Here is a 13,972-nt window from a genome sequence, read left to right as displayed (position 1 = left end):
CAACGGGGTCCTGGCCCGGGGCTAAGGATCGGTTAAGAGCTCCAGGGTCACCCGGGCGCCGGCGACGACGAGCCGGCCGCCGGTCGCCTCCGCGGTGCGCCGCGCGATGTCCAGGCCCAGGCCGGTCGAGCCGCCGCCGCTGACCCCGCGCGCCCCGGCGGCCGGGTCGAAGCCGGGCCCCTCGTCCTCGATCGTGAGGGCGACCAGGCCGGGGCCGGCGTGCAGGGAGACCGCGAGGCCGGTGCCCTCGTCGGTGTGCGCGAAGACGTTGCCCAGCAGGGCGTCCACGGCGGCGGCGAGGTCGGCGGCGGCCACCGCGACGGGCCGCGGGCCGGGGTCGAGCGCGGTACGCACGGCGCGGCCCTGGTCCTCGGCGAGCACCGACCAGAACGCGACCCGCTCGGCGACGACCGCGGCGGCGTCGCACTCGGGCGCCGGCCGTTCGCGCCGGGCGTCCTCGATGACCGCGGTGAGCGCCCGGTCCAGCGCGCCGACGTGCTCGAGCATCCGCGCGGCGTCGGCCGGGTCGGCGAGCCCCTCGGCGTCCAGGCGCAGCGCGGTCATCGGGGTGCGCATCCGGTGCGACAGGTCGGCGGCGGCCTCGCGCTCCTGGCGCAGCAGGTCGCGGATGCGCCCGGCGAGGCGGTTGAGGGCGGCGGCGACCGCGCGCACCTCGGGCGGTCTCCCCGAGCTTGCGCCGCAGCCACGACAGGTGCACGTCGACCGTCTTGTCCGCGGCGGAGTACGGCACCTGCCACACCTCGGTGAGCAGTTCCCGCTTCGGTACCACCGCACCCGCCCGCGCCGCCAGGTAGTGCAGCAGATCGAACTCGCGCGGCGTGAGCTCCAGGGGCGCCCCGTCCAGGGTCGCCGTGCGCGCCCGCGGGTCGATCCGCACCCCGTCGGCCTCGACCACCGGCGAGGGCGGGTCGGGCGGGGCCGAGCGGCGCAGCACGGCCCGGATCCGGGCGTCGATCTGTTCGGCCCCGTACGGCTTGACCACGTAGTCGTCGGCCCCGGCGTCCAGGGCGCGCACCATCTCGCCCTCGGTGCGCCGGGCGGTGACCACGATGACCGGCACCTGGCTGACCGCCCGCAGCATGCGCAGCGCCTCGCGCCCGTCGAGGTCGGGCAGCCCGAGGTCGAGCAGCACCACGTCGGGCGCCTCGGCGACGGCGAGGCGCAGGCCCTCGAGGGCGGTCGCGGCGGGTACCACCACATGCCCCCGCCCCGCGAGCGCCTTGCGGACCCCGGTGCGGATCGTCGCGTCGTCCTCCACGATCAGCACCTTCGCCATATGGCGAGCTTAACCGCGCTTTATCGTTGCCCGGCGGACACTGGAGCCATGCGGATGCGCTGGCCCCTGGCGATCGCGGCGTGGCTGGCGGCCGCGGCGCTCGCGACGGCCGCCTCGATCGGGGCGGTCGGCTCGCTGAGCCGCGGCCTCTTCGGCCCGTCGGACGCGCCCCTGCGCGAGACGGAGGTGGAGGCCCAGCTCGCCCCCACCACGCCGGCGCCCCGGGAGAGCAGCCCGGCGCCCGCGGAGAGCAGCCGGGCGCCCGCGGAGAACCGGGCCCTGGCCACCGCCGGGGGCAGCATCGTGGCGAGTTGCACCGGCGGGCTGGCGTACCTCGACTCCTGGATCCCCCGCTCCGGGTTCGAGACCGACCACGTGCAGCGCGGCCCGGCGGCGACGGCCTCGCTGCGGTTCAAGGCGCGCTCCGGCGGCGATTCGGTCCGGGCCCAGGTCACCTGCCGCGACGGCGAACCGGCCCTGGCCGTGGTCGACGACGACTGATGTAGCTCTCACGCCCCGCCCACGCGCGGAAGCACCCGCACGGCAAAAACCGTTATCGATCCGTCCGGCCGGCATCTTTCGTGGCGATCCCTCACGAAAGAAAGGACGCTCCGATGCGAAGAATCGCGCTCACGGCCGCCGCGGCGGCCGTGGTGGCCGGCGGGGTCGCCGTCGCGGTCCGGCCCGCCGAGGCCGCCGGCGCCCCGGTCGCCGGCGGCACCTACACCCTCGCCTCCGGCGCGTCCGGCAAGTGCCTCAACGTCAGCGGCACCGGTACCGCCAACGGCGACCTGCTGGTCCAGCTCGCGTGCAGCAACCAGCAGTTCCGGGTGGTCGCCCAGAACGGCGCCTACGGCCTGGTCGGCGTGGCCGGCGGCAAGTGCGTCGACGTGCCCAACTCGTCCGCCACCGCGGGCACGCAGCTGTGGCAGTGGACGTGCGGGGCCAGCGCCAACCAGACCTGGCAGCTCACCGCCTCGACCGCGGCCGCCGGCAAGTACCTGATCAAGAGCGCGGCTTCGAACCTGTGCGTGAGCGACAAGGACGGCTCCACGGCGGGCAACAACCCGATCGTGCAGGAGGCCTGCTCCGACATTGCCCGGATGCAGTGGTCGTTCAATCTTGTCAGCGGACCCACGACCGAACCCGTGGTGGCCTTCCCCGGCGCGGTCGGGTTCGGGGCCGCGGCCACCGGCGGGCGGGGCGGCAGCGTGTACCACGTCACGAACCTCAACGACAGCGGCCCGGGCTCGTTCCGCGACGCGGTGAGCGCCTCGAACCGCATCGTCGTCTTCGACGTCGGCGGCTACGTGAACCTCTCCTCGCGCACAACCGCTGCCCGCTGGCCAAGGCGAACACGCAGTACATCAACAACGTCGTGTACAACTACCAGGCCGGGTACACCGCCGGGAACTCCAGCGGCCACTTCACCCACGACGTGATCGGCAACTACTTCATCGCCGGCCCGCGGACCACGAACGCGAGCAACGCGTACTACCAGATGGGCAACCAGTCGGTCTACAACTCCGGCAACGTCATCGACTCGAACAAGGACGGCGCGCTCAACGGCTCGGCGCTCGGCCCCGGCGGCGGCGCGACCGCGCTGTCGAGCCCGTGGTCGGCGACGACGAGCGGCATCCCGGCCACGAGCGCGGCGGCGGCCTACGCCAACGTGGTGGCCAAGGCCGGCGCGCTGCCCCGCGACCAGGTCGACGCGCTCGTGGTCAAGGACGTGCAGTCGCTGGGCAGGTCCGGCGACCTCTGGGCGCACCAGACGAGCACGGGTCTGGGGAACAACGGGTACGGGACCCTCGCCGGCAGCACCCCGCCCGCCGACGCCGACCGGGACGGCATGCCCGATGCGTGGGAGAGCGCCCACGGCCTCGATCCGAACAGCGCGAGCGACGCCACCGGCGACTTCGACCACACCGGCTACACGAACGTGGAGAAGTACGTCAACGGCCTCCTCGGTTGAGGTCTCCGCGCCGGGCCGCACCTGGCCCGGCGCGGGACTTTGCCGCTATCCTGAACAGGATGCCTACCAACGTGTGCAGATTGGGGGTCCCGACCGCAACAGCTGAGTGCTGATGCGGACCTCGGAGACCCGGCTCGACCTGTGGCTGCGGGTGCGTGAGTTCGCCGTACCGCCGCCGATGATCACAACGTCCACCGCCCGGCGCCTCGCCGGGGACTGGGCCGGCGCCTGTGCCGCCGCCCGCGTCGACGTGGACCTCAACCTGCGGCTCCTGGCCCGGCTGCGCGGCCCCGACATCGCCGCGCGCGTCCGCGCCGACCTGCGCCACCTCGCCCCCGACCTGCTGCGCTGGCACCTGCCGCGGGCGGGCCCCGAGGGCCGGCTGCGGCCCGGGCTGACCGTCCCGCTCGCCCGCTACGACGACGGCCTGCACCTCGTCGCGCGGACGCCGCCCGCCTGGGCCGCCGGCGGCCAGCGGTTCGGCCTCGCCCTGTGGGACGGCACGCCCGGCCACCCGCACCCCGACCGGTACTACCGGCTCGACCTGCACCGCCACCTCTGGGACGCGCGGCGGGCCGGTGAGCTGCGCGCGCGGGCGCGGCCTGACTGGGTGGCCGAGGCCGGGCGGCTGCGGGCCGCGCGGGTGCTCGTCCGATACGGCCGCCGCCGCCTCCTGCTCGACGCCGAGTCGGGCGAGGCGCGGCCGACCCGCACCCGCGACGGCCGCCTGCCGGTGCTCCCGCACGCGTCCACGTGGCCGGCGCCCGACCTGGAGCTGCTGGAGGCCGGCCGCATCGACCCGGGCGACCTGCACCCGCTCGTCGCCGAGGCTCTTGCCCCGGGCGCGCAACCCAGGCCGCCTCAACAAAAGCGGACGCCGCGGATCGTCGAGTGCCGGGGCGCGGCCCACCGGATCGCGCTCGTCGGCGGGGTGCTCACCGCGCTCGACCACGACCCGGCCCAGCTGCGCCGCGAGGAGCTGCTGGCCGCGCTCGGCGGCCCGCCGCTGCCCTGCCTGCGGGCCATCGACGACTGCCACCGCCACCCGGAGTCCCTCGACGACATCCGCGCCCGGCTCGACCACGGCGACACCGCCGGGGCCCTCGCCGCCGTGGAGGACCTGATCGGCCCGGACGCGCTGCTGCGCGCGGGCGCCCTGCGCGACGCCCTGGAGGCGGCCGCGCGCCAGAGCATCCGGCACGGCCTGTACCGCAACGGCCTGACGACCTTCTGAAAAAGGTGATGACGTATGCCCACTTTGGACACCGCCGCCGACCTGCTGAAGCTGCTGTACGACACCGGGACCGAGCCCCGCGACGACGCGCAGCTCGAGGCGCTCACCCTCGCCGTCGCCGCCGACCTGCCCGTCCTGCTGTGGGGCGAGCCCGGCATCGGCAAGACCGCCGCCCTCGACCAGCTCGCCGCCGCCCTCGACCTGCCGCTGACCACCGTGATCGCGAGCGTGCACGAGCCGTCGGACTTCGCCGGGCTGCCGATCCCCGGCGACGACCCCGCGGCGCAGGGCGTGGCGATGGCCCCGCCCGACTGGGCCGTGCGGCTCGTGAAGGCCGGGCGGGGGCTGCTGTTCCTCGACGAGCTGTCCACCGCGCCGCCCGCCGTGCAGGCCGCGCTGCTGCGCGTCGTGCTGGAGCGGCGCATCGGGGCGCTCCGGCTGCCGGCCGGGGTGCGGATCGTGGCCGCGGCCAACCCGCGCGGCTCCGCGGCCGACGGGTGGGAGCTCAGCGCGCCGCTCGCCAACCGGTTCGTGCACCTGCAGTGGGCCCACCGGCACGAGGTCGTGGTGCGCGGGCTCGGCGGGGTGTGGCCGCGCACGCGGCTGCCCGAGCTCGACGCGGGCCGGCTCGGCGAGGCCGTCGCGTTCGCGCGGCGGGCCGTCTGCGGGCTGCTGGCCGCGCGGCCGAAGCTGGTGCACCAGCTGCCGGCGAGCGAGTCCCGCCGCGGCGGGGCGTGGCCGTCGCCGCGCAGCTGGGACATGGCGCTGCGCCTGGTCGCGTTCGCCACGGCCGCCGGAACGTCCCGCGAGGTGCTGTCGATGCTGGTCCGCGGGGCGGTCGGCGACGGGCCGGGCCTGGAGCTGCTCGCGAGCCTGGACCGTCTGGACCTGCCGGACCCCGAGGAGCTTCTGGAAGATCCTTCGGCGGCGGTACTGCCGGAGCGCGGCGACCTGCGCCAGGCCGTCCTCGACGCCGTGGTGGACGCGGTCCGGCGCCGCCCCACGCGGACGCGCTGGGACGCGGCGTGGGCGGTGCTCGCCGGGGCCGCCGCGACCGGCGCGCCCGACCTCCTCGTCGTGCCCGCGACGACCCTGGCCGCGCTGCGCGAGGACGACTGGGAGCTGCCCGACACCATCGAGCGCCTCGCCGGCGTCGTCTCCGTGGCCCGGGCCGGTGCGCGCTGATGTCCCCCTTGTCGTTGGACGCCGAGAAGCTCTACGCGGCGCGGCTGCACGCGACCCGGGCCCGCCCCTACCTCGCGACGGCCCTGTTCGCCCTGCACGTGGTGCCGTCGCGGCTCGTGCCCACGATGGGCGTGGACCGGTACTGGCGCTGCTATGTCAACCCGGCCTTCGTCGCCGCGACCGCGCTCGAGGAGCTCGCCGCGGTCTGGGTGCACGAGGTCTCGCACCTGCTGCGCGACCATCACGGCCGCGGCGACCGCCTGGGCCTCGACACCCCGGGCGACCGGCTGCGCGTGAACATCGCGGCCGACTGCGAGATCAACGACGACGCGTTCGGCGACGGCCTGCCCACGCCCGAGGGCGCCGTGCACCCGGACCGGCTCAACCTGCCGGCCGGGCAGCTCATGGAGGAGTACCTGCCGCAGTTCCGCCTCGGCCCGCGCACCCAGGAGCACGCGTGGCTCGACTGCGGCAGCGGCGCCGACGGCCTCGGGCGCCCCTGGGACCTGGGCCCCGGCGGCGCGAACGCGCTGAGCGAGCACGAGCGCGACGCGGTCCGGTTCCGCGTCGCCGAGGGCATCCGGGGCGCCCCGGGCCACGCGCCGAAGGGCTGGCAGCGCTGGGCCGACGAGGCCTTCCACCCGCCGCAGCCGTGGCGGCGGCTGCTCGGCGCGGCCGTGCGCACCGCGGCGTCCGGCGCGGGGTCGGGCGACGACTACACGTACGGCCGCCCGGCCCGCCGCGCCGCCGCGCTGCCCGGCGTCGTCCTGCCGAGCCTGCGCCGCCGCCCGCCCCGCGTCTGCGTGGTCATCGACACCTCCGGCTCGGTCAGCGACGGCGAGCTGGGCAGCGCGATCCTGGAGGTGGCGGCCATCACGCAGGCCGTCGGCGGCCGGCGCGACCTCGTGACGGTGGTGCCCTGCGACGCCGCCGCGCACCTGGCGGTCCCGCTGTGCCGGGGCGAGGGCATCGCGCTGCTGGGCGGGGGCGGGACCGACCTGCGGGCCGGCTTCGCGCGGGCGCTGCGGGCGAGCCCGCGCCCGGACGTGGTGGTCGTGCTGACCGACGGCCAGACCCCGTGGCCGGAGCGCCGCCCGGCCTGCCGCACGGTGGTGGGCCTCTTCCCGCGCGCGAACAAGCCGGCGTGGGACGAGGCCGACCCGGACTACGTGCCCGACGCCCCGCCGGACTGGGCGAGGGTGGTGACCATCGGCTGATCGAGGGGGCCGGTCACGACCAGGCGAGCGAGGACCTCGTGCGCCAGTACTCGTCCGGCCGCTCGGCGTCGTCCCGCAGGTCCGGCGCCGTGCCGAGGGCGCGCAGGTTGCTCCTCAGCTGGGCCACCGTCGCCGCGCCCGACAGCACGACGTCCGCGAACGGCTGGGCCAGCGCGGCGGCCAGGGCCGAGGCGTCCCGCGCGGCCAGGCGGCCGTTCGCCATCGCCTCCTTGACGATGACGCGGCGGCCGTCCGCGTGGGCCTCCGCGAGCGCCGGGCCGGCCGAGCGCTCCAGCAGGTTCCACGTCGCCTGGACCGAGCGGAACAGCGGCTCGCCGTCCACCTCGACGCGCAGGGCCGTGCGGATCGCCGCGGCCTGCCGGGGGCCGCTCACCGACAGGCCCACGGTGACGCCCGTCGCGGCCAGGCCGGCCAGGAGGCGGTGCAGGGTGCGGTCGGTCAGGGCCGGGCTCTCCGGGGTCACCGAGTGGATCTGGTACAGGCTCAGGCGCCCGCCCAGCAGCGCGCGCGACTCGGCCAGCTGGCGCTCGAAGGTCGCGGGCGAGTGGTCCTTGGCCTCGTGCACGTCGGCGTCGACGCGCCAGCCGGCGGTGTACGTGTACCCCCACTTCGACCCCACGACCACGTCGTCGTGGCCGGGCAGCCAGCCGGCCAGGAACTCCTCGGCGCGGCCGTACGAGCGGGCGACGTCGACGTAGCGGACCCCGGCCTCGTAGGCGGCGTCGAGCAGCTCGTGGCTGCGGGCCCGCAGCGCGGCGACCGAGCGCTCCGGGGGCAGGTCGCGGTCGCGGCCCAGGTTGATGTACCCGGGCCGGCCCACGGCGGCGAGCCCCAGCCCGATGCGCATCAGGCGGGCTGCAGGTGCTCGGCCAGGATGGCCAGGTGGGTCCGGCGGGCGGCGGTGTGCCGGGCCAGGCCGTCCGGGGTCAGGTTCACGAACACGCCGCGCCGGTCGGCCTCGCACAGGGCGCGCGCGACGAGGCCGTGCTTCTCCAGGCGGGCGACGGCGCGGGACAGGGCGCTCTGGCTCAGGTACATGTCGGCGGCCAGGTCCTGCATGCGTCGCTTCTCACAGTCCTGCCCGACGAGACGGTCGAGGATCTCGAACTCGCTCAGCGTCAGCCCGTGCTCGTCCGACAGGGCTCGCTCCAGGTGGCCAGCGACCTCGTTGTAGCTGGTCAGCAGCGAGCGCCACCGCTCGACCAGGGCTCCCTCCGACCTCATGGGCGGCATCCTACTCCTCGATCCAAGACAGTGCACCTGCATTAAATGTACGCGGATTTAGTGCATGGACATTGAATGCGCACGCATCTAGTGTCGCATCTCGTGACCATGACCTTGACCAACGCCGATCGCACCCGGACCCCGCAACGGCTCTGGGGCGTGCTGGCGGTGCTGTGCGCCGTGCTGTTCCTCGACGGCCTCGACGTCTCGATGGTCGGTGTCGCGCTGCCGTCGATCGGCGGCGAGCTCGGCCTGTCCACCACCTCACTGCAGTGGATCGTCAACGGGTACGTCCTGGGCTACGGCGGCCTGCTGCTGCTCGGCGGCCGCACGGCGGACCTGCTCGGCCGGCGCCGCGTCTTCCTGATCGCCCTCGGCGTCTTCGCCGTGGCCAGCCTGGTCGGCGGCCTCGTCGACGACGGCGGCCTGCTGATCGCCACCCGCTTCGTGAAGGGCCTCGCGGCCGCATTCACCGCCCCGACCGCCCTGTCGATCCTGACCACCACCTTCCCGGAGGGCCCGGCCCGCAACCGCGCGCTGTCGGTGTTCTCCGTCTTCGGGGCCAGCGGCTACTCCTCCGGCCTCATCCTCGGCGGCCTGCTCACCAGCGTCGGCTGGCGCTGGACGTTCCTGATCCCGGTGCCGCTCGCGCTCGCGGCGCTGGCCGCCGGCATCGCGCTCATCCCGCGCGACCGCCCCGCGGCCGAGGGCGGCCACGACCTTGCCGGCGCGGCAACACTGGTCGGCGGCATGCTGCTGGCGGTGTACACCGTCGTCTCCGCCCCGGCCCGCGGCTGGCTGCACCCGGTGACGCTCGGCCTGGCCGTCGCCGCGGTGGCCCTGCTGGCGGCGTTCTTCACCATCGAGCGCCGCGTGCGGCACCCGCTGATCCGGCTCGGCATCCTGCGCATCGGCTCGATCGTGCGCGCGAACCTGGGCATGGTGGCGCTGTTCGGCTCGTACCTGAGCTTCCAGTTCATGATGACCCTGTACCTGCAGGACGTGCTGCACTGGTCGCCGCTGCGCATGGCCCTCGCCCTGCTGCCGGCGGGCCTGCTTGTCGCGTTCGGCTCGCCCTTCGTGGGCCGGCTCATCACGCGGTACGGCACCGCGCCCCTCATCGCGGGCGCGATGCTCTCCATGAGCCTGGGGTACGGCTGGTTCCTGCTCACCGCCGGCAACACGCCGCACTACGCGGTGACCACGCTGCCGACGATGCTCCTGCTGGGCGGCGGCTTCGCGTTCGGCTTCAGTTCGATCATGGCCCAGGCCACCGACGGCATCGCCGACGCCGAGCAGGGGCTGGCGTCCGGCCTCGTGCAGACCTCCGGCCAGGTCGGCGCGGCCCTGGTCCTGGCCGTGGTGACGGCCCTGACCGCGGCGGCGAGCCCGGCTTCGCGGGGCGACTTCAGCCAGTTCCACCCGGGCGTCAACCTGGTGACCGGGGTCGCGGTGGTGGGCCTGCTACTGAGCCTGACGCCACTGGTACTGCGCCGCCGTTAGGAACGCGTCGACGTCGTCGGCGTACAACCGGACCTCGGTCACCGGCCCGTCCGGCGTCCCGAGCGGCGTCGGCTCGCGCAGCACGACCTCGACGTTGGTCTGCCCGGAGACCGGGACCGACAGGGTGCGCCCGGCGGCGTGCTCCTCGACCTGCAGCATCGCGCTGCCGGCGAGGAGCCGCCGCCGGGCGCGCACCTCGGCCACGGCGGCGCCGGGGATCGCGATGTCGGCGAAGAGGCTGTGCCGCACCCGGATGCCGGCCTCGTCGACGAGGTGCGGGTACACCCGGTAGGACGCGACGATGCCGAGCATCCACAGCAGCCCGTAGACGCTGAGCACGTCCACGACGAGGCGGACCACGGGCCACGGCAGGATCAGGTGCACGGCCACCGTCTCGACCGCGGAGACGATCACAAATGCCCAGAGCAGGGGTCGTACCGGTCCGGCGTAGCCGAACCCGTCGCGGGGCCCGCGCCGCAGCACCCAGCGCGCCAGGCCCTGCCACATGAGTCGCTCGAGCGCGGCGTACCGCCTCATCGGCCGCTGAGCCGCGTGCGCCGCCAGCGGCCGTCGAGGTGGCCGAGCTCGCCGAGCATGGCCTGACCCCACTCGGCCCGCGGCGGGGCGAGCAGGCCCACCGCCCAGCGCAGCAGCCGCACTGGCGCGTCCTCGGCCGGCCCGTCGAGGAACCGGCGCGGGTTGCGGCGGTACAACGCGACCGCCACGGCGGCCGGCGCGATCAGGAACACGAAGAACAACGGCACTACGCCTCACTCAGACGGCGGCGGGGGTGGGCGGCGGTGCGTTCCTGACGAGCTGCGGTCAGGGCGGCCACGAGGTCGCGGCCGGCGCCGGTCAGGCGGTACAGGTGCCGCGGCGGCCGGCTGTCGACGCCCGGCTCCCACGAGGTCTCGAGCAGGTCGCGGTCGGCCAGCCGCACGAGGATCGGGTAGAGCGAGCCCGACTTGAGGCGCACCTCGGTGGCCAGGTCATACCCGTAACGCCACCGAGCCGGCTCCGCGGCGAGCGCGAGGAGAACGCGAACCGTCTGCGGCGAGGGAGGGCGGTTACGCTGCACCCGCTTAACTCTACTCATGTAGTCATTACGGTCAAAAGCGCCGATCAGCTCTCGGTGAGCGCCGCGTGCGCGGACTGGAGCAGCTCCTCGGAGAGCGGGTCGCCGGAGGTGGCGCGGGCGAGCACGAGGGCACCCACCATGGTGCAGAGCCGCGCCAGGCCGTCGTCGTCGCCGACGGCCACGCGGGCGGCCAGGTTGCGGACACCGGTGACGTAACGTTCGTGGGCGCGCGCGGCCTGGCCGGGCTCGCGCCCGAGGTCGGCGGCGAACCCGGAGACGGGGCACCCCTGCCCGGCGTGGTCGCGGTGCCAGACCGACAGGTAGCGGTCGACCAGCCTCCGGCGCGCGGCCTCGGGCCGCCCGGACTCCTCGACGGCGATCGCGGAGTGCGCGGCCGGGTCGTCGAAGGCGTAGACGGCGGCCTCGTCGATGAGGTCCTCCTTGGACGCGAACTGCTTGTAGAAGCCGCCGTGCGTGAGTCCGGCCGCCTTCATCACGTCGGCCACACTGACCGCGGTGCCTTGCTCGCGGAACATCCGCGCGGCGATGGCGACGACGCGCCGGCGGTTCTCCTGTGCCTGTACCCGGGACACGCGACCCATGGAACCCCACTCCCCTGCGATGGATGTCACTTGTAATCTATCACGATCCCGATTTAGATTGCGTACGACATCCAAGCCTGACCCAACGATCATGGGGGACTCCTGTGACATCTCCGCCCGCAGCGTCGACATCCTCAGCGCAGCGTTGGACGCTGGTGCTGGTGTGCACGGCGGCGTTCATGCTGCTGCTGGATATCACCGTGGTGAGCGTCGCGTTGCCATCGATCCAGCGGGACCTCGGAGCGAGCCTGTCGGACCTGCAGTGGGTCAGCGCCGCGTACTCGCTGGTGCTGGCGGTGCTGCTGTTGCCGGCGGCGACTCTTGGTGACCGGCTGGGTCGGCGCCGGCTGTTCCTGATCGGGCTGGTCTTGTTCACGGCCGGGTCCCTGGCCTGCGCCGTCGCTCCCACCGCGGTGACGCTGGATGTGTTCCGTGCGTTGCAGGGGGTCGGCGGCGCGGTGCTGTTCGCGACGGCTACACCGCTGCTGCGGGCGGAGTTCTCCGGTGCCGCGCTGGCTCGCGCGCTGGGCGCCTTCGGCGCGACGCTCGGCCTGGCGACGGCGATCGGGCCGCTGGCCGGTGGGGTGCTGACCGACACGCTGGGCTGGCGGTCGATCTTCTTCGTCAATCTGCCCATCGGGGTGGCCGCGTTCGTTGTGGGTGTGGCGCGGCTGCGCGAGTCGCGTAACCCGGCCGGCGGCCGGGCCGACCGGGTGGGCATCGTTCTGATCACCGGGGCGTTGACCGCGCTGATGTTCGCGCTGATCCGCGGCAACGCGATGGGCTGGGAGAGCCCGGCGATCGTGGCGCTGTTCGTGACCGCGGCCGTGGCTCTGGCCGGTTTCGTGTTCTACGAGCTGCGGATCGCGGCGGCGCCGATGGCCGATCTGCGGCTGTTCGGCCGGCGTGGCTTTGCCGCAACCGGGTTCGTGGCGTTCGCCATCTCCATGGCCGTCATCGGGATGATCCTCTACCTGTCGCTGTTCGTGCAGAACACCCTCGGCTACTCCCCGATTCAGGCCGGGCTGCGGTTCCTGCCGCTGTCGCTGGCCTCGTTCGCGGCCGCGCTGGTCACCGGCCGGCTGATCGGCAAGGTGCCGATGCGGGTGCTGCTGGGCGGAGCGATGGTCGCGGCGGCGGCCGGGCTGGCCTCGATGGCGCAGCTGACCGCCACGTCGACGTGGCTGGCACTCGTGCCCGGCTACGTCCTGGCCGGGATCGGCCTGGGCATCACGTCCACCGCCCTGGCCTCGGCCGCGCTGGCCGCGGTGGAGCCGGCCCGCGCCGGGATGGCCGCCGGCATCGTGAACACGCTGCGCCAGGTCGGCACCGCCGCCGGCGTGGCCGTGATCGGCGCCCTCTACGCCTCCCGCGTCGACACCACCACCGCGCACGCCCTGGCGGGACTGCCCGCCCCGACCGGCACGATCCAGCGACTGGCCGCGGCGGTCGCCTCCGGAGCCGGCACCACGGTCGCCGGCCTGGTCCCGCCCCCGGCCCGGGCGACGGTCGCGCACGCCGCCCGGGCCGGCACGGTCAGCGGGCTCCATGTGGTCCTGCTCGCCGCGGCCGCGTTGGCCGTACTCGCCACGATCGCCGGCTTCGCCTTCGGGCCGGACCCGGCCCGGCCCTCGCCGCCCGGCCACGCCGCAGGCGTTCCGTCCGGCGCCGGCCCCCGAACCACGACGCCGTAACCCCGGATCTCGCCCGACGACGAAGGAGTTTCACTGATGAACGCCGACAACCTTGTCCTCATCTCCGGGGCCGGCGGCGTGGGCCGCGCGGTCTTCGAGCACCTGAGCAAGCAGGATGTGCCGGTCCGCTTCATGGTCCGGCGCGACGACGAGCGCGCCGCCGCGGTGAGAGATCTCGGCGCCGAGGTCGTCATCGGCGACCTGACCCGGCCCGGGACCGTCGCCGCCGCCATGCAGGGCGTGTCGCGGATGCTCTTCGCCATGGCCGTGTCCCCGGACCACCTGCTGGCGGCGACCGTTGTGGCTTCCGTGGCCAAGGACTACGGGAAGCTCGACGCCCTCGTCGACCTGTCTCAGCTCACCGTGTCCCAGATGACCGCGACCAGTACCGCCGAGTCACACCAGCAGCGGCTGCACTACCTGGCCGAGCACGTCCTGAACTGGTCCGGTCTGCCCGTCGTCCATATCCGCCCGACCGTGTTCCTGGACACGCCGCTGTTCACCACCATGGCGGCCCGATCGATCCAGCAGAACGGCACGATCGCGTTGCCGTTCGGCGCCGGGCACACCTCGCCGGTCGCCCTCGACGACGTCGCCCGCGTCATCGCCACCGTCCTGGGCGACCCGGCCCCGCACATCGGCCGTGTCCATGAGCTGACCGGGCCGGAGTCGGTCGACATGACCGAGCTTGCCGCGGCCTTCTCCCGCGCACTGGGCCGCACTGTGTCCTATGTGGATGTTCCGCTCGAACAGTGGCGGGCCGGGCTGTCGAGGATGGGCCAACCGCCCCACGTCGAACAGCACATCGCCACCATGGCCCAGCTGCACCGGGACAACCGCTACGACCGTGCCGCTGACGGCGTCGAGCAGGTGACAGGCTCCGCACCGCAGTCGGTCGAGTCGTTCGTGGCCGCTCACCGGGGCCTCTACCTCGGCTGACCC

General features: G+C 74.5%; 16 protein-coding genes and 1 pseudogene. 9 read left to right on the top strand and 8 right to left on the bottom strand.

What is annotated here, in order from left to right:
• Positions 1 to 21: 21 nt before the first annotated feature.
• Positions 22 to 672 (bottom strand): ATP-binding protein, encoded by a 651-nt coding sequence (locus tag ACPPVO_RS12235; protein ID WP_426511314.1) that lies wholly within the window; start codon positions 670 to 672, stop codon positions 22 to 24.
• Between the two features lie 67 nt (positions 673 to 739).
• Positions 740 to 1,297: pseudogene (locus tag ACPPVO_RS12230) on the bottom strand (response regulator transcription factor); the annotation flags it as partial.
• Between the two features lie 48 nt (positions 1,298 to 1,345).
• On the opposite strand from ACPPVO_RS12230, the gene ACPPVO_RS12225 reads away from it, so the two are divergent.
• The 6 genes from ACPPVO_RS12225 to ACPPVO_RS12200 all read left to right on the top strand — a co-directional run bounded on the left by ACPPVO_RS12225 (position 1,346) and on the right by ACPPVO_RS12200 (position 6,908).
• Complete coding sequence (locus tag ACPPVO_RS12225) at positions 1,346 to 1,798, top strand: hypothetical protein (RefSeq protein WP_426511313.1); 453 nt, start codon at positions 1,346 to 1,348, stop codon at positions 1,796 to 1,798.
• A 113-nt stretch (positions 1,799 to 1,911) separates the two neighbouring features.
• The gene (locus ACPPVO_RS12220) at positions 1,912 to 2,739 is read left to right on the top strand and encodes an RICIN domain-containing protein (RefSeq protein ID WP_426511312.1); all 828 of its coding nucleotides are present in this window, start codon (positions 1,912 to 1,914) and stop codon (positions 2,737 to 2,739) included.
• Positions 2,676 to 3,272: a hypothetical protein gene (locus ACPPVO_RS12215; protein ID WP_426511311.1), complete on the top strand. Its 597-nt coding sequence runs from the start codon at positions 2,676 to 2,678 to the stop codon at positions 3,270 to 3,272. The genes ACPPVO_RS12220 and ACPPVO_RS12215 overlap by 64 nt, the downstream gene beginning before the upstream one ends.
• Before the next feature lie 112 nt (positions 3,273 to 3,384).
• Complete coding sequence (locus tag ACPPVO_RS12210) at positions 3,385 to 4,506, top strand: hypothetical protein (protein WP_426511310.1); 1,122 nt, start codon at positions 3,385 to 3,387, stop codon at positions 4,504 to 4,506.
• 15 nt (positions 4,507 to 4,521) lie between these two features.
• Positions 4,522 to 5,691, top strand: coding sequence for an AAA family ATPase (locus tag ACPPVO_RS12205; RefSeq protein WP_426511309.1), 1,170 nt, complete (start codon positions 4,522 to 4,524; stop codon positions 5,689 to 5,691).
• Positions 5,691 to 6,908, top strand: a complete 1,218-nt coding sequence (locus ACPPVO_RS12200; protein ID WP_426511308.1) for a DUF2201 family putative metallopeptidase — start codon at positions 5,691 to 5,693, stop codon at positions 6,906 to 6,908. The genes ACPPVO_RS12205 and ACPPVO_RS12200 overlap by 1 nt, the downstream gene beginning before the upstream one ends.
• 13 nt (positions 6,909 to 6,921) lie before the next feature.
• On the opposite strand, the gene ACPPVO_RS12195 is transcribed toward ACPPVO_RS12200, so the two are convergent.
• The gene (locus ACPPVO_RS12195; RefSeq protein WP_426511307.1) at positions 6,922 to 7,776 is read right to left on the bottom strand and encodes an aldo/keto reductase; all 855 of its coding nucleotides are present in this window, start codon (positions 7,774 to 7,776) and stop codon (positions 6,922 to 6,924) included.
• Positions 7,776 to 8,153 carry a MarR family winged helix-turn-helix transcriptional regulator gene (locus tag ACPPVO_RS12190; protein WP_360390577.1) on the bottom strand — a complete coding sequence of 126 codons (378 nt, stop codon included), beginning with the start codon at positions 8,151 to 8,153 and terminating at the stop codon, positions 7,776 to 7,778. The genes ACPPVO_RS12195 and ACPPVO_RS12190 overlap by 1 nt, the downstream gene beginning before the upstream one ends.
• Before the next feature lie 108 nt (positions 8,154 to 8,261).
• On the opposite strand from ACPPVO_RS12190, the gene ACPPVO_RS12185 reads away from it, so the two are divergent.
• Positions 8,262 to 9,656: an MFS transporter gene (locus ACPPVO_RS12185; RefSeq protein WP_426514614.1), complete on the top strand. Its 1,395-nt coding sequence runs from the start codon at positions 8,262 to 8,264 to the stop codon at positions 9,654 to 9,656.
• Here ACPPVO_RS12185 and ACPPVO_RS12180 read toward each other — a convergent pair.
• Genes ACPPVO_RS12180 through ACPPVO_RS12165 form a run of 4 tightly spaced genes read right to left on the bottom strand, consistent with a single transcriptional unit; the run spans position 9,618 to position 11,336 of the window.
• Positions 9,618 to 10,193 carry a PH domain-containing protein gene (locus ACPPVO_RS12180; protein ID WP_426511305.1) on the bottom strand — a complete coding sequence of 192 codons (576 nt, stop codon included), beginning with the start codon at positions 10,191 to 10,193 and terminating at the stop codon, positions 9,618 to 9,620. The genes ACPPVO_RS12185 and ACPPVO_RS12180 overlap by 39 nt on opposite strands.
• Positions 10,190 to 10,420 carry a hypothetical protein gene (locus tag ACPPVO_RS12175; RefSeq protein ID WP_426511304.1) on the bottom strand — a complete coding sequence of 77 codons (231 nt, stop codon included), beginning with the start codon at positions 10,418 to 10,420 and terminating at the stop codon, positions 10,190 to 10,192. The genes ACPPVO_RS12180 and ACPPVO_RS12175 overlap by 4 nt, the downstream gene beginning before the upstream one ends.
• Entirely contained in the window at positions 10,420 to 10,734 is a 315-nt protein-coding gene (locus ACPPVO_RS12170) for a PadR family transcriptional regulator (RefSeq protein ID WP_360390569.1), read from the bottom strand. The genes ACPPVO_RS12175 and ACPPVO_RS12170 overlap by 1 nt, the downstream gene beginning before the upstream one ends.
• Before the next feature lie 44 nt (positions 10,735 to 10,778).
• On the bottom strand, positions 10,779 to 11,336 hold the full coding sequence (locus tag ACPPVO_RS12165) for a TetR/AcrR family transcriptional regulator (protein WP_426511303.1): 558 nt from the start codon (positions 11,334 to 11,336) through the stop codon (positions 10,779 to 10,781).
• 179 nt (positions 11,337 to 11,515) lie between these two features.
• Between ACPPVO_RS12165 and ACPPVO_RS12160 the strand changes: the two genes are divergently transcribed.
• Together ACPPVO_RS12160 and ACPPVO_RS12155 are read left to right on the top strand one after the other, a co-directional pair.
• The gene (locus tag ACPPVO_RS12160; protein ID WP_426511302.1) at positions 11,516 to 13,030 is read left to right on the top strand and encodes a DHA2 family efflux MFS transporter permease subunit; all 1,515 of its coding nucleotides are present in this window, start codon (positions 11,516 to 11,518) and stop codon (positions 13,028 to 13,030) included.
• A 36-nt stretch (positions 13,031 to 13,066) separates the two neighbouring features.
• Complete coding sequence (locus ACPPVO_RS12155; RefSeq protein ID WP_426511301.1) at positions 13,067 to 13,969, top strand: NAD(P)H-binding protein; 903 nt, start codon at positions 13,067 to 13,069, stop codon at positions 13,967 to 13,969.
• Positions 13,970 to 13,972 lie beyond the last annotated feature (3 nt).

This window comes from Dactylosporangium sp. McL0621 (genome assembly GCF_049995355.1).
GTDB lineage: Bacteria > Actinomycetota > Actinomycetes > Mycobacteriales > Micromonosporaceae > Dactylosporangium.
This window is presented reverse-complemented; position numbering and strand designations above follow the sequence as displayed.

What these genes read in the sequence shown, in the direction of transcription:
- ACPPVO_RS12165 (WP_426511303.1), bottom strand. Translation starts at nt 11,336, where the DNA reads ATGGGTCGCGTGTCCCGGGTACAGGCACAGGAGAACCGCCGGCGCGTC.
- ACPPVO_RS12160 (WP_426511302.1), top strand. Translation starts at nt 11,516, where the DNA reads ATGCTGCTGCTGGATATCACCGTGGTGAGCGTCGCGTTGCCATCGATC.
- ACPPVO_RS12225 (WP_426511313.1), top strand. Translation starts at nt 1,346, where the DNA reads ATGCGGATGCGCTGGCCCCTGGCGATCGCGGCGTGGCTGGCGGCCGCG.
- ACPPVO_RS12155 (WP_426511301.1), top strand. Translation starts at nt 13,067, where the DNA reads ATGAACGCCGACAACCTTGTCCTCATCTCCGGGGCCGGCGGCGTGGGC.
- ACPPVO_RS12205 (WP_426511309.1), top strand. Translation starts at nt 4,522, where the DNA reads ATGCCCACTTTGGACACCGCCGCCGACCTGCTGAAGCTGCTGTACGAC.
- ACPPVO_RS12195 (WP_426511307.1), bottom strand. Translation starts at nt 7,776, where the DNA reads ATGCGCATCGGGCTGGGGCTCGCCGCCGTGGGCCGGCCCGGGTACATC.
- ACPPVO_RS12220 (WP_426511312.1), top strand. Translation starts at nt 1,912, where the DNA reads ATGCGAAGAATCGCGCTCACGGCCGCCGCGGCGGCCGTGGTGGCCGGC.
- ACPPVO_RS12200 (WP_426511308.1), top strand. Translation starts at nt 5,691, where the DNA reads ATGTCCCCCTTGTCGTTGGACGCCGAGAAGCTCTACGCGGCGCGGCTG.
- ACPPVO_RS12180 (WP_426511305.1), bottom strand. Translation starts at nt 10,193, where the DNA reads ATGAGGCGGTACGCCGCGCTCGAGCGACTCATGTGGCAGGGCCTGGCG.
- ACPPVO_RS12190 (WP_360390577.1), bottom strand. Translation starts at nt 8,153, where the DNA reads ATGAGGTCGGAGGGAGCCCTGGTCGAGCGGTGGCGCTCGCTGCTGACC.
- ACPPVO_RS12210 (WP_426511310.1), top strand. Translation starts at nt 3,385, where the DNA reads ATGCGGACCTCGGAGACCCGGCTCGACCTGTGGCTGCGGGTGCGTGAG.
- ACPPVO_RS12185 (WP_426514614.1), top strand. Translation starts at nt 8,262, where the DNA reads ATGACCTTGACCAACGCCGATCGCACCCGGACCCCGCAACGGCTCTGG.